The 14,851-nt window shown below is 56.1% G+C and carries 15 protein-coding genes; 4 read left to right on the forward strand and 11 right to left on the reverse strand.

Translation table 11 applies throughout. The annotated features are described in order from the left end of the window. A partial coding sequence (locus tag HY2_RS13420) for an alpha-L-fucosidase (RefSeq protein WP_051595041.1) occupies positions 1-1,396 on the reverse strand: 1,396 nt, incomplete at its 3' end. A gap of 279 nt (positions 1,397-1,675) precedes the next feature. Here HY2_RS13420 and HY2_RS13425 point away from each other — a divergent pair. Further along, complete coding sequence (locus HY2_RS13425; RefSeq protein ID WP_034828491.1) at positions 1,676-2,005, forward strand: L-rhamnose mutarotase; 330 nt, start codon at positions 1,676-1,678, stop codon at positions 2,003-2,005. Here the strand turns inward: HY2_RS13425 and HY2_RS13430 are convergent. From HY2_RS13430 to HY2_RS13445, 4 genes are all read right to left on the reverse strand, one after another. Further along, positions 2,002-2,778, reverse strand: a complete 777-nt coding sequence (locus tag HY2_RS13430; RefSeq protein WP_034828493.1) for an IclR family transcriptional regulator — start codon at positions 2,776-2,778, stop codon at positions 2,002-2,004. The genes HY2_RS13425 and HY2_RS13430 overlap by 4 nt on opposite strands. 119 nt (positions 2,779-2,897) lie before the next feature. Continuing rightward, positions 2,898-3,542, reverse strand: a complete 645-nt coding sequence (locus HY2_RS16875) for a TetR/AcrR family transcriptional regulator (protein ID WP_051595042.1) — start codon at positions 3,540-3,542, stop codon at positions 2,898-2,900. 143 nt (positions 3,543-3,685) lie between these two features. Continuing rightward, positions 3,686-5,116, reverse strand: coding sequence for an MFS transporter (locus HY2_RS13440; RefSeq protein ID WP_233346800.1), 1,431 nt, complete (start codon positions 5,114-5,116; stop codon positions 3,686-3,688). A 50-nt stretch (positions 5,117-5,166) separates the two neighbouring features. Then, positions 5,167-7,746: a TonB-dependent receptor gene (locus tag HY2_RS13445; protein ID WP_034828497.1), complete on the reverse strand. Its 2,580-nt coding sequence runs from the start codon at positions 7,744-7,746 to the stop codon at positions 5,167-5,169. A 261-nt stretch (positions 7,747-8,007) separates the two neighbouring features. On the opposite strand from HY2_RS13445, the gene HY2_RS13450 reads away from it, so the two are divergent. After that, positions 8,008-8,268: a hypothetical protein gene (locus HY2_RS13450; RefSeq protein ID WP_034828499.1), complete on the forward strand. Its 261-nt coding sequence runs from the start codon at positions 8,008-8,010 to the stop codon at positions 8,266-8,268. A gap of 11 nt (positions 8,269-8,279) precedes the next feature. Here the strand turns inward: HY2_RS13450 and HY2_RS13455 are convergent, their stop codons facing one another. From HY2_RS13455 to HY2_RS13465, 3 genes are all read right to left on the reverse strand, one after another. Further along, positions 8,280-9,206 (reverse strand): alpha/beta hydrolase, encoded by a 927-nt coding sequence (locus HY2_RS13455; protein WP_146617195.1) that lies wholly within the window; start codon positions 9,204-9,206, stop codon positions 8,280-8,282. Positions 9,207-9,307: 101 nt separating this feature from the next. Then, the gene (locus HY2_RS13460; protein ID WP_034828503.1) at positions 9,308-9,580 is read right to left on the reverse strand and encodes a DUF2798 domain-containing protein; all 273 of its coding nucleotides are present in this window, start codon (positions 9,578-9,580) and stop codon (positions 9,308-9,310) included. After that, entirely contained in the window at positions 9,580-10,155 is a 576-nt protein-coding gene (locus HY2_RS13465) for an NADPH-dependent FMN reductase (protein ID WP_034828505.1), read from the reverse strand. The genes HY2_RS13460 and HY2_RS13465 overlap by 1 nt, the downstream gene beginning before the upstream one ends. 114 nt (positions 10,156-10,269) lie before the next feature. Between HY2_RS13465 and HY2_RS13470 the strand changes: the two genes are divergently transcribed. Beyond that, positions 10,270-11,430 (forward strand): enolase C-terminal domain-like protein, encoded by a 1,161-nt coding sequence (locus tag HY2_RS13470; protein ID WP_034828507.1) that lies wholly within the window; start codon positions 10,270-10,272, stop codon positions 11,428-11,430. A 21-nt stretch (positions 11,431-11,451) separates the two neighbouring features. Here HY2_RS13470 and HY2_RS13475 read toward each other — a convergent pair whose 3' ends face one another. Next, positions 11,452-12,387, reverse strand: coding sequence for a ketopantoate reductase family protein (locus HY2_RS13475; protein WP_034828509.1), 936 nt, complete (start codon positions 12,385-12,387; stop codon positions 11,452-11,454). A gap of 2 nt (positions 12,388-12,389) precedes the next feature. Further along, positions 12,390-13,526, reverse strand: a complete 1,137-nt coding sequence (locus HY2_RS13480) for an alpha/beta hydrolase (RefSeq protein ID WP_034828511.1) — start codon at positions 13,524-13,526, stop codon at positions 12,390-12,392. 197 nt (positions 13,527-13,723) lie between these two features. On the opposite strand from HY2_RS13480, the gene HY2_RS13485 reads away from it, so the two are divergent. Then, positions 13,724-14,215, forward strand: a complete 492-nt coding sequence (locus tag HY2_RS13485; protein WP_034828513.1) for a MarR family winged helix-turn-helix transcriptional regulator — start codon at positions 13,724-13,726, stop codon at positions 14,213-14,215. Between the two features lie 51 nt (positions 14,216-14,266). Here HY2_RS13485 and HY2_RS13490 read toward each other — a convergent pair whose 3' ends face one another. Continuing rightward, positions 14,267-14,812: a VOC family protein gene (locus HY2_RS13490; RefSeq protein WP_034828515.1), complete on the reverse strand. Its 546-nt coding sequence runs from the start codon at positions 14,810-14,812 to the stop codon at positions 14,267-14,269. Between the last annotated feature and the right edge of the window lie 39 nt (positions 14,813-14,851).

The raw sequence follows: 14,851 nt of genomic DNA on the forward strand, positions 1-14,851 counted from the left end.
CCTTCACCCCCAGTTTGAGGCTTTGCACGGCGGTGTCTGCCCAAGCGGGGACGGTGAGCCTGAGACGGCCGTCGCTGGCGGACCAGTCGCTAACCTCTCCGCCCAGCTGGGTAATAGATGTTACCTCGCCTATTTCCGCCGGCAGCCTCAGGCTCAGCGTCTCACCCTCCGGCACGCCGAACACATGCAGGTAAAGCGCGCCCCCGCCTCGCGTCGCGCCAATGGCCAGGCCGCCCGCCTCACGCTCCGGCAGCAGAACAGGCCGTGTGTCATGGATACCCTCGCCCGCCACGCTCAACCATGCTCCCACAGCCTCCAGTCGAGCCGCCTGACCCGGCGGGATGATCGTGTCACCCCGCGGCCCCACATTCAGCAGAACATTGCCATTGAAGCACGCTGACCGCGCCAGCATCGAGACGATCCCGTCCCGGCTGATATAATCTTCATCCGTTTCATTCCGGTTATACGCGAACGAGTGCCCCATACCCCGCGTCGTCTCCCACAGAAAGGGCAGCATACGCTCGAACATGCCATATTCTGGCGTGCGCACATCCCACACCATCGGCATCGGCGGCAGCAGGCCCGTCAACCCCTCAGGCTTGTCAAACGCCCCCTCCGGCAGCTGCCCATCCGGCGCAATCCACCGGTCATTGGTCAGTCCCTCCGGGACTGTGTTGTAATACTTCGCCAGAATGTCATACGAAGACTGCGCGCTCGGATAGGCAATGTCATTCCATAGATAATCCGGCTTGTAGCGCTCGATCAGTTCCTCATACTGCGCATTGGCATAGTCGATATAACCCTCTGCCTCACCGGGAATGGAGGTCATGAACCCTGCAAAGCTTTCGATCCGCTCATGCTTGAATGTCCAGTCCACACCGCCCGAATAATACACGCCGAACTTCAGCCCTTCGGCCCGAACAGCCTCGGCCAGCTCACCTACCACATCGCGGCTTGTATGCCAGTTTTCCTTGTTCGGATTCTTTACATCGCTCGGCCACAGCGCAAAGCCGTCATGATGCTTCGTCACCAGAACCACATAGCGCGCACCGGACGCCTTGAAGAGCCGCGCCCATGACACAGGGTCCCAGTCCTCCAGCGCCTCATTGAACGCATCCCCGAAATGATCATACGAATAGTCCACACCATACGTCTCACGGTGATATGCCGCCGTCGGACTATCCTCAAATAACATCGTGTTCTGGTACCAGGCAGCATAAGGCGTATTCGCAAAGCCGTCCTTCTCATCCCCCGCATCAATAATGGTTTTGGCATGTGGCGCGAAAGCCGGAATGGAATATGGCCCCCAGTGGATGAAAATGCCGAACTTTGCATCTCGGAACCAATCGGGCGCCTCATGCGCCTGAAGGCTCTCAACTGTCGGTAAGTACGTCAAAGATCTGATCCCCCTGTGCGAGCAATCAGAAGCAATCCACATCCTATGTGGGAACAGCGCAGGCCGCCTCGCATGATTTTCCTCCCTCGCCACCTCTTTCCGGGTTGGCTGTTACATGCTTTATACGCCCCGTGCGTTTCATATGCAACTACCATGATCGTATATGAACGATATAATTTTGAGAAAATACCATCGCCTGCCCGACTGGTTCATGGCAGCATAATCAGTAAGAGGATTGAGTATGCCGGGCGGCAAACACCTGACAGGGAGAAGGAAATCATGGAACGCAAAGCGTGGATGATCAAACTGAAACCGGAGAAAACCACGGAATACAAGGCGCTTCACGCCGATGCATGGCCGAGTATTTTGAGCCAGATAACCGCATGCAACATCCGCAACTACAGCATCTTCCTGAGAGAGCCAGAAAATTTTCTGGTCGGCATCTATGAATATCACGGCAATGATATTGAGGCCGACATGGCCAAAATGGGTGAAGATCCGGACACGAAAAAATGGTGGGCCCTGACAGACCCATGCCAGGCACCGCTCGACTCAGCCGAAACAGGAGAATGGTGGGTTCCCATGGAAGAAGTGTTCCACCTGGACTAGGCACCCTGAATGACGGCGTGCCCCAAAATGGCAGAAATCCGTCCGGCCGCATCCGCAACCATCCCTGGCGCTTCCTCCACTGTTACTGCCGCCCGGCGCGTCACGACAAAGGGCACAGTCAGACTGGCGACCGCACCACTTGAGGCAGAGTCAAAGATAGGCGCGCCAATATCTGTCACGCCATCAACCATGAGCGACGGCATGCAGACATAGCCGGTTTGGCGAACCTGTTCACACTGCCCTTCAAGAGAGTCGATCTCGGCGGCGCTTGCGCCTCCCGCTTTCAGATCCGCCAGAATCTTGGTTTTCTGTACGGACGAAGCGAAAGCAAACAAAACAAGCCCGGATGCTGACTTCATAATGGAGCGCCGATGCCCCAGCCGCACACTGAAGCCGACATCATCCGGGCTTTCGGTGCGCGCAATGACAACGATCTGGTCTGAGCTAATAACGGCCAGTTGAATGGACTGCATCATGCGGCTGGCAAGCGCAGACATTTCCGGCAGCGCGGCCTCATGCAAATTCATCTTCGGCGGAGACCGCATGCCTATTTCAAACAGGCGGTTAGATAGCTGTAGCTTTTCCGGATCATCCGTGCGCTCAACATATCCGCGTGCCTCAAGCACCACGACCATGCGATAGATCTCACTGCGGGAACGGCCCAGATTTCGCGCAATATCCGAGATGGATTGCGGCGCCCTCACCGTGGCAAGACATTCCAGAATATCGAGCCCCTTTTCCAGGGCGGGCGCTTTATAGGGAAGTTCCGTCATGGCGTTTCACTTGCTCTGCTCTGCGGGTCTGTTTCGGATATGAATGCCGAAAGGCCAATCACATCATATATGCAAAGCGGCTGATGTCTCCCCACTTGGCACAGCCTGTCCCGCGTATCCTATTTCAGCATCTGCCGCGCAGCCGGAATAGCGATCTCCAGTGCGCGCGTAATTTCCGTCCCAAGCTCGATCTTGCCGCCAGCCTCCACCCATTTGCGGTGAGGCAGGGATATGGCGGTCAGCAAGAGCGACACGACCAGTTCCGGCCTGTAATCATCACTGCGATCCAGCGCATATTCCGCGGCCACGTAATTGGCGTATATGTCCTGTTGCTCGTGGTGATATTCGCTCCACGCGAAGGCAAGATCCGCCTCGTTTCGCAACGCATTCCACAGCGCGACACCCGGGCGTGACTCTGCCTCCAGAGTATCTGCCAAATTGAGGGCTTCTGCGCGAAAGAAATCAAAGAATGCCAGTTCACCTTGCGCCTGAACGGCCCGGTCACGCAGCTCATCAACGCGCGCCGTGACCAGGCTCAGCGCCAGATCGTTCTTGGTCTTGAAGTGCATGAAAAGCGTCGTGACATGAATGTCCGCCGCGTCAGCAATCGCCTGCATAGTGGTTGCACCATAGCCATCCTTGCCGAATAGCTTCGCCGCCTCGCGCAGAATGGATGCGCGCGTGCGCCGACGCCGCTCCGTGCGGCGCGGATACTTCACCTCCGCCATCAGTGCAGACTTGTCTGATTTGGAACGATCTACCATTACACGTCTCTTGGGCCGACCCGTTCGGGCCAGCGTATATAATTTCGGGGGCACTTAAGACACCCGGCCATCCGGATCAACAAATCCAGACTATTCATCTGCATGTGCCCTCACATGTGTGTTTTTGTTCTCGGCCTGGCCGATCATGAAACCTCCTGCTTGAAAATTGGCTCTGGCGCACGCTTGCGGGCCAGTTCCTCGACCGCCAACTGATGATCTTCTTCCGAAACGGGATAGAAGCTGGTGATGATCAGGGCGGTAGTGGTGAAGAACAACGTTGCGAGTGAGAACACAATCGCCAGATTTGTAACGATGCTCTGGTCCACCTGCCCGGGCTTTGCCTCCTCCGGAAAACCGACCAGCGTCAGGATCAGCCCGGACACAAGCACGCCGGTGCCGGAAATGGTCTTGTTGACGAAGGTGGTCGCCGAAAAGATGAGCCCCTCCGATTGCCGCCCTGTCTTCAGGAGGATCTGATCCGTCACATCCGCGACCATGGACGCAATCAGAATCGACGCCGCGATGACAGACATCACGACAATTGCCATGAACACAAATAACAGCGGCACGAGCGCAGGGCTGCCATTCTCCGGGAACAAACCAAACAACCTCAAGGCAACCGGCAGAACAATGGCCAGCAGAGTCAGGCTATAGAGCGCCAGGGTCGTCCATTTTTTGCCGAAACTCTTGGACAAAGGCAGCACCAAAACAAAGGCGAGCACGACGCCCAATAGGCCGGCCGATGTCAGGGTCGCGACCTGGTCAGATGACAATTCCCAGAAATAGGTCTGCAAATAAATCATCAGTCCGGCATTCAGTCCGCCCGCCATGGAGCCGAAAATACTGCCGATCAGGATCGGTGCATTGGTGCGGTCGAACAAGGTTGAAAACATGTTGCGCGCGGTCTTCAGCACGCCTTCATGTTGCGGGGGCGGCAGCTTTGCCAGACTGAAGATACGGCCATGTGTCCCCAGCGTAGACAAAAAAATTGCTGTCGCCATCAGAGGCGCCGCAATGGCCGCATAGCGATGATAGCCCGAAGCATCCAGCAGGCCGCCGGGGCTCACCGGATCATCAGCAAAGATCATGCTGAACACCACAATGCCCATAAGGATGCCGCCAACCACGCCGAAGAAAAAGCGGTAGGCAACCAGCACGGTTCGCTCGTGATAATCCTGCGTGAATTCCGCGAGCAGAGCCGTCGAGGGAATTTCGTAAACGCCAATCGCGATCCGTGTCCCACTCGTGATAACGAGCAAATACGCAAACAGTGTAATGTCCGATACGCCTGTCGGAGGCATCCACAGGGCAAAATATAATATGCCCACCGGCAGAACCGATGCGTACATGAAGGGGTGACGTCGCCCCCACTTGCTCCGTAAACTGTCGGACCATTGCCCGACGATCGGGTCCAGCACGGCATCCGCGATCATGGCGATCATGATCGCGGCGCCCACCCAGCCCGCTGACAAGCCGACGACCTGATTATAATAGATCATCAGCAGGGCATTGAAGCCATTGTCCTTGATGCCGAAAGCCACCGTACCAAGCCCATAAATGAGCTTGGTCGACATTGGCAGCTTCCGGGTAGCTTCAAGCGGTGTGTGTTGCATTTGCCCGCCTACTAAAACCGCATCTGGATTTGCACACCATAGGTGCGCGGCGCAGTCATATAGTATGTCTGCGCGACAGTTCCGAATGGTTGGTAAAGGAATGTGCCGTTAGAGCCGTCATAGCCCTGTTCATCGAACACATTCTTCACATAGCCGATAATGCTGTAAGCATCATCCACACTCCTGAAAAGCGCGATTAGATCAACCTGTTCATAGGACGGCGTTTCGTTATAGGAACGATTGAATACGCTGTGATAGGTTGCGTCCTGCCAGGAATAGTTGGCGGTTAGCGTCAGGTCCCCGCTATCTGCCAACGGAACAGTATAGCTGGCATTCAGACCGAACTTGTTGGGAATGGTGCGCGGCAGCATCTCGCCTTCAAGGCTCTGATACTGGTTGCTGCTTGCGTCAGGCTGGCCGACCGGCTGCGCGCCGGGCTGTGTGGCATACGGGTCAGCAATGTCTACAAAGCAGCAGGCATTCTGGATCTCTGAGTCATTATAGGCATAGCTGAACAGGAAGCGCAGCCTGTCCGTAGGCGACCAATTTGTCTCCAACTCGATCCCTCGCGCCGTCGACTCTTCCAGATTGAAGAAGCGCGTCAGGCGAAGGCCATTCTCCTGGACATCCAGCGGGATCTGCAAGCCGTCATAGATGTAATAATAGGCGGTGGCATTCACCTGCAGAGTGTCTCCCAGCGTCTTCTTCAGGCCAAGTTCGTAGGAATCGATCAGCTCTTCGTCCGTCTGCGGGAATTGGCTGATGCCGCCTGCATTGAACCCGCCCGATTTATAGCCACGTGCATAGCGGAAGAAGTAGTTTGAACGAATGTCAGGTTGCCACTGAATACCAGCCGTGCCACTCCACGCATTCCAGGAATTCTTCAGGCGCCTGTGCGCCAGTCCGGTGTCTGAGTCAATCGTCACTTCGCTGTCCACACCAGCGGCCTGCTGATAGCTGATAGAGGACGCCGTCAAATCAAGTACGGGCGCGAAGATACCGGATCCGCCGAGCGTAAAGCCCGGCACAATGCCATATCCGAGCACACGCACGCTCTCGGAGCCTTCCTTTTCGTCCACCGAATAGCGCAGACCACCCGTCACGGTCAGCTCATCCGTCAGCGCATAATCCACCTGACCAAAAAGCGCATAGGATTTCGTATTCAGGTCAGACAGCGCTGTAATATAATCACCGCTTGGGTTTTCAGGCGCGGCCAGCGGCGTCTTCATTTGTGGCTGGGCTGCGTTGCCGAAATGCGACTGCTGGCTAAAATTCTCTTCATAGGCATAAGCCCCGACGATCCACCAGAAGTCAGGGTCTCCCGACGCCTGAATGTTGACCTCATGGCTCCAATATTCCTTGTCCTCGACATAGCCGAATGTACGAGACGGATAGATCGTAGCCGGAGCACATACCGGCCCGACATTTTCCAGCAGCCATTGGCAGTTTGGCCCACCTGTCAGCACCTCGCCTGCATTCGCATTCGCCGGGTCCAGAGGATACGTGTAGGAGATCATGCTGGTATTGTCGTCGTCGCGATAGGAGTCGTAATAATACGTCCTGTAGCCGCCGAGATATTTGATATCGATTGTATCGAGATTCCAGGTCGCAAGCGTCGAGATGCCGTAATTGTCATTTATCTTGGAACTGGTCGGCGCGTTTACGTCGAACGTACGAATGTCATCAATTGCTGGATTGCTGGTTTCCGAGCTCTTACTGTTGTAGCCGGGGGTCAGAAATCCGAAGGCCGGGCCGGGCGTCAGATATCCATTCGGAAATGGCGCTGTATCATATGGCCCCCCATAAATAGTCGTCCGGTTACGGTAGTTTCCGCCCGCTGTGTCCGCCTTCAGCCAGAAGGAAAAACTCTCTGTAACCTCAGCGTCCATCTGGAATTCCAGATAGCCAACCTCCTCGGCGCCCGCTTCGCTTTCTCCTCCCGCTACATTCTCGAGATAGCCATCCTCCTGATTGAAGTAAGAGCCTGCGAGCTTCAGGTTCAAGCCCTTGGCGACCGGCCCGGACACGCTCGCATTCACCTCGGCTAGGGAATAATTGCCGATCGTAACGCGCGCTTCTGCGGCGAACTCATCCGTCGGTCGCTTTGAAATCACATTGATCGCGCCGCCAATCGAGTTCCGGCCATAGAGAGTGCCTTGCGGCCCCCGCAACACCTCTACGCGCTCGATAAAAAAGTCGCTTTTGGAGATGGCCGCAGTAGAGGCATCATAAATGCCATCCGAATAGGTCGCCACGCCCGGATCAGATCCGTTCGTATTCGTCTGACGTCCCACACCGCGAATAAAGACACGGTCATCGCCGGCGGAAAAGGCGAGGCTCGGCGTAAATCTGGACAGGTCCGACAGGTCATCCAGCGCCAGTTCCTCACGCAGGTCCGATGTGAACGCCGTGACCGAGACGGGCACGTCATTGAGGTCCTGCTCGCGCTTGACCGCGGTAACCGTCACCTGGTCCAGTTCGCGAAATTCATCGCCACTATCGGCCGGTTCATCCATTTCCTGAGCAAAGACGTGTCCACCCGTCATAAGCGCAATGGCACTGACCGCAGCCACCATAGATGCTTGTTTCATTTTGGTTTTCCTCCCGAAGGTCTTTTTATCGTCCTGAGTCTCTGCCCGGATCTTCGGAAAGTGTAAGATAGATTAATCTAGTCGAATAGAGTTATCTTTAAAAAATCTCGCATAGCGCCGACTGAGCGCTTGCACTCAGACCCGGACCAGCCCCCAAACTTAGAGCCAGCCACCGGGCCGTGTGACCCGAAACGGCTGGATCGTGCGCCTGTCTATATGGAGACATTTTCGCCGCCTGCCGCCCATCAGGAGATATCAGACATGTCGGAGAACAAATTTGGTAGTGGCGACTGCTATATTTGCGGGGCTCCGCTCGATCCCCTTAGATCCGTATGTCCGGTCTGCGGCTACTCTCAGACTCCGAACCCTGATGCCCAAAGCGGCGCATCGCCGCCCGAAGCCGCGCCAACTGAGACGTCCTCAAAAGACGCTGCCTCAGAGCTACGCAAGAGCCTGCGCACCAAGCTGGACGCGCGCAGGAGCGACGCCAGGGACAGCTTCAAATCAAAGCTGCAGAAATAGACGCGCAGGCTCTATTTGCCGGATCCGGCCCCAAGCGTCAGCCAGTTCACATACTGCTCCAGCCAGCTAGAGCTGCTCGTACCCTTCCTCAGCGTGCCAAAGCCATGCCCGCCATCGCTGTAAAGGTGGAACTCCATCGCGCCATTTGTCTCAAACCACGCCTTGGGCAGGGTGAACCGGCCTTGCTGGAATAGCGGATCATCCGATGCAATCGCCAGGAAGAGCGGCGGATTGATCTCGCCATCCACGGGCTGCGTCATCGGCGGATAGATCAGGGCGGCACTGTCGACCGCAACGCCTTCAGGCGGCGTACGCAGCACTTGCATCACGGACATGGCGCCCGCAGAAAAGCCGATCAGGCCCGCGCTGCCGGGCTCACATCCCAACTCTGGGCAATGCGCCGACACATATTCCATCGCCAGCCGCAGATCATCGACCGCAGGCTCATAGGCATCCAATTCCCGGCTGCCCAAGCCTGAAAAGACCTGAGCCATTTCCTGCACGAAGGCATCCGGTGCCACCGATGTTGGCTGCGTGCGATATTTCAGGACGAACGCATTATAGCCTTCCGCGGCCAACCGCTCGGCAATCGGGAAGCCTTCATTCTCAATGGAAGCAAACATGTATCCACCGCCCGGCACGACGATAATGGCCTTGCCGTTATTTCTCTCTGCCGATGGATAGACAGGATAAATCTGGGGGCGCGTGACATTTCTAACCGTCAGCTGGTTGAGGAAATGCTCCCAGATCTCATGGTCTTCCGCGTCAGGTATCAGGGAGATGGCGTCGGCCTCCGGCGCGTCATCAGGAATGGGCAGATCCGGCAGCGCGCGCTGCGGCGCGGCCTCTGCAGGGGGCGCGGCCTGCGCCTGTACCTGACAGGCCCCAAGCCCCGCCAGCATCACACTGAAAACTGTCGTCTTGAGCCAGGTCTTCATCTTTTCCTCCGCGAAACTGTGCACGCTAACATATGCCCAGCATTGCGCATGTTCTGCACCAGAGGCAAGGCAGAGAGACGAGAAATTCAAGATCGGCAGTTTCAAGCCGGGTGGCAGACAGCCCGCACGATCCGCCGTACAATCGGCATAACAATCAGCACAACTGGAAACGCTAGCAGCCAACTGATCAGCCACGCGCTCATCCACGCGCCAAACAGCTCCTGGCTCAGTCCCTCGCTCTTCACAGTTGCGATCAGGGAGACGAAAGCGCACATGAAAATCGACAGTAGCAAGGATGTCATGAAGGAGGCCAGCCGCGCCGGAAAGCGGTAACGACCTGCAGCCTGCCCACCCATATGCTCAAACTCACTCATCAGGCGCTGACCTTTGCAAGCTGAACCACGCGTTTCGCCAACAAAGGAAGCAACTGGTTTGGAAGGGAGTCGATCAGCTCCGGCCCCTCAAATGCAATGTGGGCAAAGGTGACGCTCACTTGCTCCGTTACGACCAGGGTCTGAACTGTGGTCAGAATCTGCCGAAGGTGTGAAAGGCTGCGGAGTCCGCCGAACGGGCTGGGCGATGCCGACATCAGCCCAGCGACCTTTCCCCGAAACCCTGTCAGCGCAAGAGGAGGCTCGCCATCCGTCGAGCGCGACACCCAGTCGATCGCATTCTTGAGGGCAGTCGTGATGGAGCCATTATGCTCCGGTGACGCAAGCAGGAAAGCGTCATGCGAACAGAACAATGCTTTCAGGCGTTTCGCATCTTCCGGGAAAGCATTCATCTCCCGGTCCTGCGAATAGAGTGGCAGGTCAAAGTCTTCCAATTTTATCGACGTAACATCCGCCCCGGCCTCCCGGGCGAAGTGTACCGCACGATCAAGCAGGCGCTGATTAAAGGACTCGTCCTGCAGACTTCCTGATAGCGCAAGTATCTTGACTGCCGACATGGTGTTTTCTCCTGCATGTTGCCGTCCTAGAGCATAGACACAATTTACTTAGCTATCTATATATTCTGGCTTCTGCAAGCCATCAATGCGCACAAAATCTGGAGGAAGAACCTGATGAAAATTGTTGAAGTCCGTGAACTGGCAGTGCGCATGACGGGCCACATTGCGAATGCGGTGGTAGATTTCTCACGACATGACATTTCCCTTGTGGCGGTGATCAGCGATGTCATCCGGAATGGCAAACCCGTCACAGGTTTGGCTTTCAACTCCATTGGCCGCTTCGCGCAATCCGGCATCATTCGTGATCGGCTTATTCCCCGCATCATGTCCGCCACCCCCGAGGCCTACACAGACTCAACCGGAGAACTCTCTCCCGCCGCCCTGAAGAAAGTCATGATGCGAGACGAGAAACCTGGCGGTCATGGAGACCGAGCTTCAGCCATCGCTGCGATTGAGCTAGCAGCCTGGGATCTCTGCGCAAAGTTGGCCGATGCACCGGCTTACTCCGTCATCGCACAACATTTTGACCGCACAGCCGCCGATACAGTTAGTGTATATGCGGCAGGCGGATACTACTACCCCAATGATGGTACCGAACGCCTACGTGATGAATTGAAATCCTATCAGGATATGGGATTCACGAAATTCAAAGTGAAGGTTGGAGGGGTGTCTGCTAGAGACGATATCGCACGCTTGGAGACCGCTATTCAGCAAGCAGGCTCTGGTCAAAATATCAGTGTGGATGCAAATGGACGGTTTGATCTTGAAAGCGCCATTACCCTCGGACAGATGCTCAAGCCCTATGGTCTGCGATGGTATGAGGAAGCGGGCGATCCACTGGATTATGACCTCAACCGCCAGGTTATCGAGGCCTACCAGGCTCCCGTCGCCACAGGAGAGAACCTGTTCTCTGCGCTAGATGTGCAGAACCTGCTGCGCCACGGCGGTATGCGTCCGGGCATTGATGTCTTCCAGATGGACGCCGGGCTCAGCTATGGCCTGACGGAATATGCGGACATGATCGCTCTCATGGAGGCCCACGGCTTTGATCGCGCCATGGCCTACCCGCATGGCGGCCACCTTCTGAACCTTCATATCGTTGCGGCACTGAATCTCGGCGGGTGCGAAGCCTATCCCTCTGTCTTCCAGCCCTTTGGGGGCTACCTGCCGGATCTTGAAATCAGGGAGGGCATGATTGGCCTGCCAGACCATCCAGGCTTCGGGCTGGAGGCGAAACCTGAGCTTCTCCCGCATATTGAAAAGCTTATAGCCTAGAACGTCGCGCGGCGCGCGCCCTCACGCGCCACGCTTCGCCTCAATGGCTTTCACGATGGCCGAGAGGGTCTGATTGACGGGAGCCTTCAGCCCCATTTTCGCTGCTTCGCGTGGGACTGCACCATTGATAAAATCGATCTCGCTGGGTCGGCCAGCTTCCACATCCTGCAATAGCGAAGGTTTCGCCGCAGCAACCCGCTCCGCAAATGCATGCACATGGGCTTCTGGATCCGTTACGGTAAGAGGCACGCCGCAGGCCCTTGCGATCTCCCAGGTCTCGATACCAGCCTGAAGGCAGATGGAACCGAGCGCCGGGTCAGTCAGCGCCTCTCCCACCGTCAGGCCTGTAATGGCGCACGGCGCGCTGAAAGATGCATTACAAATCAGCTTTTCCCACTGCATGGTGAGAATGTCTGAAACCGCCTCAGCCTTGAAGCTGGCACTACACCATAAATCCGCAATCTGCGCCGTCTTTTCATCAGCCATGTCACGATAAGCGCCAATCTTGATCGCCCCCATTCCCGTGTGGTGGGCGTACCCCGGCGAAACAACGGATGCCCCGAAAGCCGCAGCTATACCAACGGCCAGCCTGTGGGCATCCACATGTCCTGCAACAATATCTGCAGCCCCCAGGCCGTTCTGCATGGCCAATATAGATGTTGCCTCCCCAATCATGGGGGCAAGACTACCAACTGCCGCTTCCACCTGCGTGGCCTTGGTCGCCAGAATAATGAGGTCGAATTCTTCCGAGGGCGGCGTATCCAGCGCGCGAACCTGAACCCTTCTGTCCCCGCTTGCGCCATCCAGCCTCAAGCCATTCGCGCGGATCGCGTCCATGTGCGCGCCTGCTCGGCTGACAATCGTCACTTCATGTCCGGTTTCGGCAAACAGGCCTGCGAAGACGGACCCCATGGCCCCGCCTCCGAGAATTGCAATCTTGGCAGTCTGCGCACCCATGATCAGAGGTGTGCTTTCAGCCAGTCCGACACCACATCAGCCGCATCATGCCGATGTTGGGCACTGTCCTCAAAATAGTGCGCACCAGGCAACAACTCCAATGTCTTGTCCTCGCTGCCAATGGCTCCATGAATTCTCTTGGCATCACTTGGGAAGACGCCTGTATCAGCCGTCCCCTGAATGACCAGTGCCGGTATATCCAGTTTCTTCAAGTGTGGTTCGCCCTGGCATTTGGACGTCTCAAGACTCCACATGTTCAGCCAGGTCGTCAGCATACAGGCCCGGCCGATGCTGGGGCTACGGTTTGCAACGCGGGGGTCGCCGCGATAGCAGAGACCCGGCTTACGGTCAGATGGGTCCAGTGACGGGTCCATGCAGCGCAGATCGCCCCACATGCGAAAGAGCGGGAACAACCGGTCGGGAATGCCTGCATCATTCAGACGCTTGAGTTCCCGCTTCACCCAATCTGTAATGCGCTGGTTTCGGGCGCGTTGAGCCGCGCGATAGCGCGTCACAAACTCCGGCGTGTATGGCGGACCATTGTCCGGGTTGAATGGATCCAGTGAAGGGTCCGTCGCGACAGGATCCCATTCGTCCGTTACAGATGCATCCATCCAGTCCGTCATCACTTCAGGACGGCCAATATGGGCATTGCTGGAGATATAATAATCGGCCTTGGGCAGCGCCGACAGGCAATCAGCTCCTTCGCCCACAAGGTTCCCTGTCAACGTCGGCGCAATTGCTTCGGCCTGATAGGCCGCCATCAGAGAGCCGCCGCCCGAATTGCCAAAGATGACGACTTTTTCCACCCCGGCATGCTCGCGCAACCATTTCACCCCGACACTGATATCGACCAACGCATGCTCCAGCAGGAACATGTCCTCTGCGCCGCGATAGCGCGTGTTCCATCCCAGAAAACCATAGCCACGGGACGCGACATAGGCCGCGAAATAATGTTCTGAAAAGTCAACATTATAGTGCGTAGCGATAAAGGCGACCTTTGGATGTGGGTTGCCTTTGGGGGTCCAGTAAATCCCCTGACACGGATGACCGCCTGCCATAATTCTCGGCGCAGTGGGCGATACAGAACTGACAAACCGGCTGTCTACCGCGTCCTCGATCCGGGCGTCTGATGTCATTGGGCGATCCTCCATATTTTTTTCGGTTAGTAACCATTTGGTTCTTTGCTTTCCTAAAGCGGTAGCAAATCGGAACCTATTTGCATAGCTATCTAACTATTTTCCAGCTGCAAATCATCCTCTTGCGTTTACAACCAGCACTTGCGTTGAAAGCGCTCCCATCCGATACTCGCCGCAATCATTGGAGAGCATATCGAATGGTACGAAAAGCCAAAACCGAAAGCCCATATGCCGAGTGGACGAACAGTCTTGGCTATCTGGTCCGCAAATCCTTTAGGTCCGTATCCCGCGCCCTGGAGACCCGCACCTCAGAATACGGAGTGACTGCCGCACAGTGGCATTTCCTACGCGTACTATGGATTGAAGACGGAATCAGCCAGAGGGAACTCAGCCAGCGCGTAAACATGCGAGAGCCGACAACGGTCATCGCTGTGAAGCGACTTGAAAAGGCGGATCTGATCACGCGCAAACAAAGCACCGAAGATGCTCGCAAGATAAATGTTTACCTGACACCAAAAGCCAAACGCCTGAAGGCCAAGCTGATGCCGCTGGTTGAGGAAGTAAACGATTTGGCCACTCAGGGCATGACGGCAAAAGAGAAGTCTGAGCTGCGCCGCCTACTCAGCAAGGTGAACCAGAATCTGGAGGCAGAAGACAGTCGTCGCAACACGCCTGTTCCCCCTCCATAAACTCTATAGGGCGCAGCACACTCCCGGGTTGTGCCTCACATTCCTGCCAGCCTACAGATCCGCGACAGATATGGGCTCGTGCGCCACATCGCTTTCATCGAAGTCTTTCGTCCAGGCTGCGAATTCCAGGCAGACGCCATCCGGATCAAAGAAATAGACTGACCGCACAAAGACATCTTCCGTGACCTCAGCGCTGACCTGGCTAGGGGAGTTGTCATGGTTCAGAATCGGCGTCACCTCAATGCCCATATCAATCAGACGCTGGTAGTATTCGTCGAATTTCTCCGCTGGTATGTTCAGGGCAATATGGTTCATTGATCCGTGTGCAGAAACGAAACTTCCCTGCGTTGGCAGCATGGCTGGCGCCGCGATACCAGGGGATGCTTCAGGCGCCTCCGGGAACCAGAAAAAAGCAATACAGTCACCATTTCCGCAATCAAAGAAGAAGTGCTGCCCCGAATTGTTGGGCAGATTGATCGTCTTGATCAGGGGCATCCCCAGCTTGTCCCTGTAGAACTCAACTGTCTTTTTCATATCACGGCAAACCAGCGCGAGATGGTTTACACCTTTAAACTCAAACGGACGTTCCTGTGCCATGTGATGGTCTCCTCTCCCTGATGCGCATCTCTGGTCATA

This window comes from Hyphomonas pacifica (assembly GCF_000682675.1).
Lineage (GTDB): Bacteria > Pseudomonadota > Alphaproteobacteria > Caulobacterales > Hyphomonadaceae > Hyphomonas > Hyphomonas pacifica.

Coding starts and splice junctions, on each gene's coding strand:
- HY2_RS13425 (WP_034828491.1), top strand. CDS start 1,676: ATGGAACGCAAAGCGTGGATGATCAAACTGAAACCGGAGAAAACCACG.
- HY2_RS13430 (WP_034828493.1), bottom strand. CDS start 2,778: ATGACGGAACTTCCCTATAAAGCGCCCGCCCTGGAAAAGGGGCTCGAT.
- HY2_RS16875 (WP_051595042.1), bottom strand. CDS start 3,542: ATGGTAGATCGTTCCAAATCAGACAAGTCTGCACTGATGGCGGAGGTG.
- HY2_RS13440 (WP_233346800.1), bottom strand. CDS start 5,116: ATGTCGACCAAGCTCATTTATGGGCTTGGTACGGTGGCTTTCGGCATC.
- HY2_RS13445 (WP_034828497.1), bottom strand. CDS start 7,746: ATGAAACAAGCATCTATGGTGGCTGCGGTCAGTGCCATTGCGCTTATG.
- HY2_RS13450 (WP_034828499.1), top strand. CDS start 8,008: ATGTCGGAGAACAAATTTGGTAGTGGCGACTGCTATATTTGCGGGGCT.
- HY2_RS13455 (WP_146617195.1), bottom strand. CDS start 9,206: ATGAAGACCTGGCTCAAGACGACAGTTTTCAGTGTGATGCTGGCGGGG.
- HY2_RS13460 (WP_034828503.1), bottom strand. CDS start 9,580: ATGAGTGAGTTTGAGCATATGGGTGGGCAGGCTGCAGGTCGTTACCGC.
- HY2_RS13465 (WP_034828505.1), bottom strand. CDS start 10,155: ATGTCGGCAGTCAAGATACTTGCGCTATCAGGAAGTCTGCAGGACGAG.
- HY2_RS13470 (WP_034828507.1), top strand. CDS start 10,270: ATGAAAATTGTTGAAGTCCGTGAACTGGCAGTGCGCATGACGGGCCAC.
- HY2_RS13475 (WP_034828509.1), bottom strand. CDS start 12,387: ATGGGTGCGCAGACTGCCAAGATTGCAATTCTCGGAGGCGGGGCCATG.
- HY2_RS13480 (WP_034828511.1), bottom strand. CDS start 13,526: ATGACATCAGACGCCCGGATCGAGGACGCGGTAGACAGCCGGTTTGTC.
- HY2_RS13485 (WP_034828513.1), top strand. CDS start 13,724: ATGGTACGAAAAGCCAAAACCGAAAGCCCATATGCCGAGTGGACGAAC.
- HY2_RS13490 (WP_034828515.1), bottom strand. CDS start 14,812: ATGGCACAGGAACGTCCGTTTGAGTTTAAAGGTGTAAACCATCTCGCG.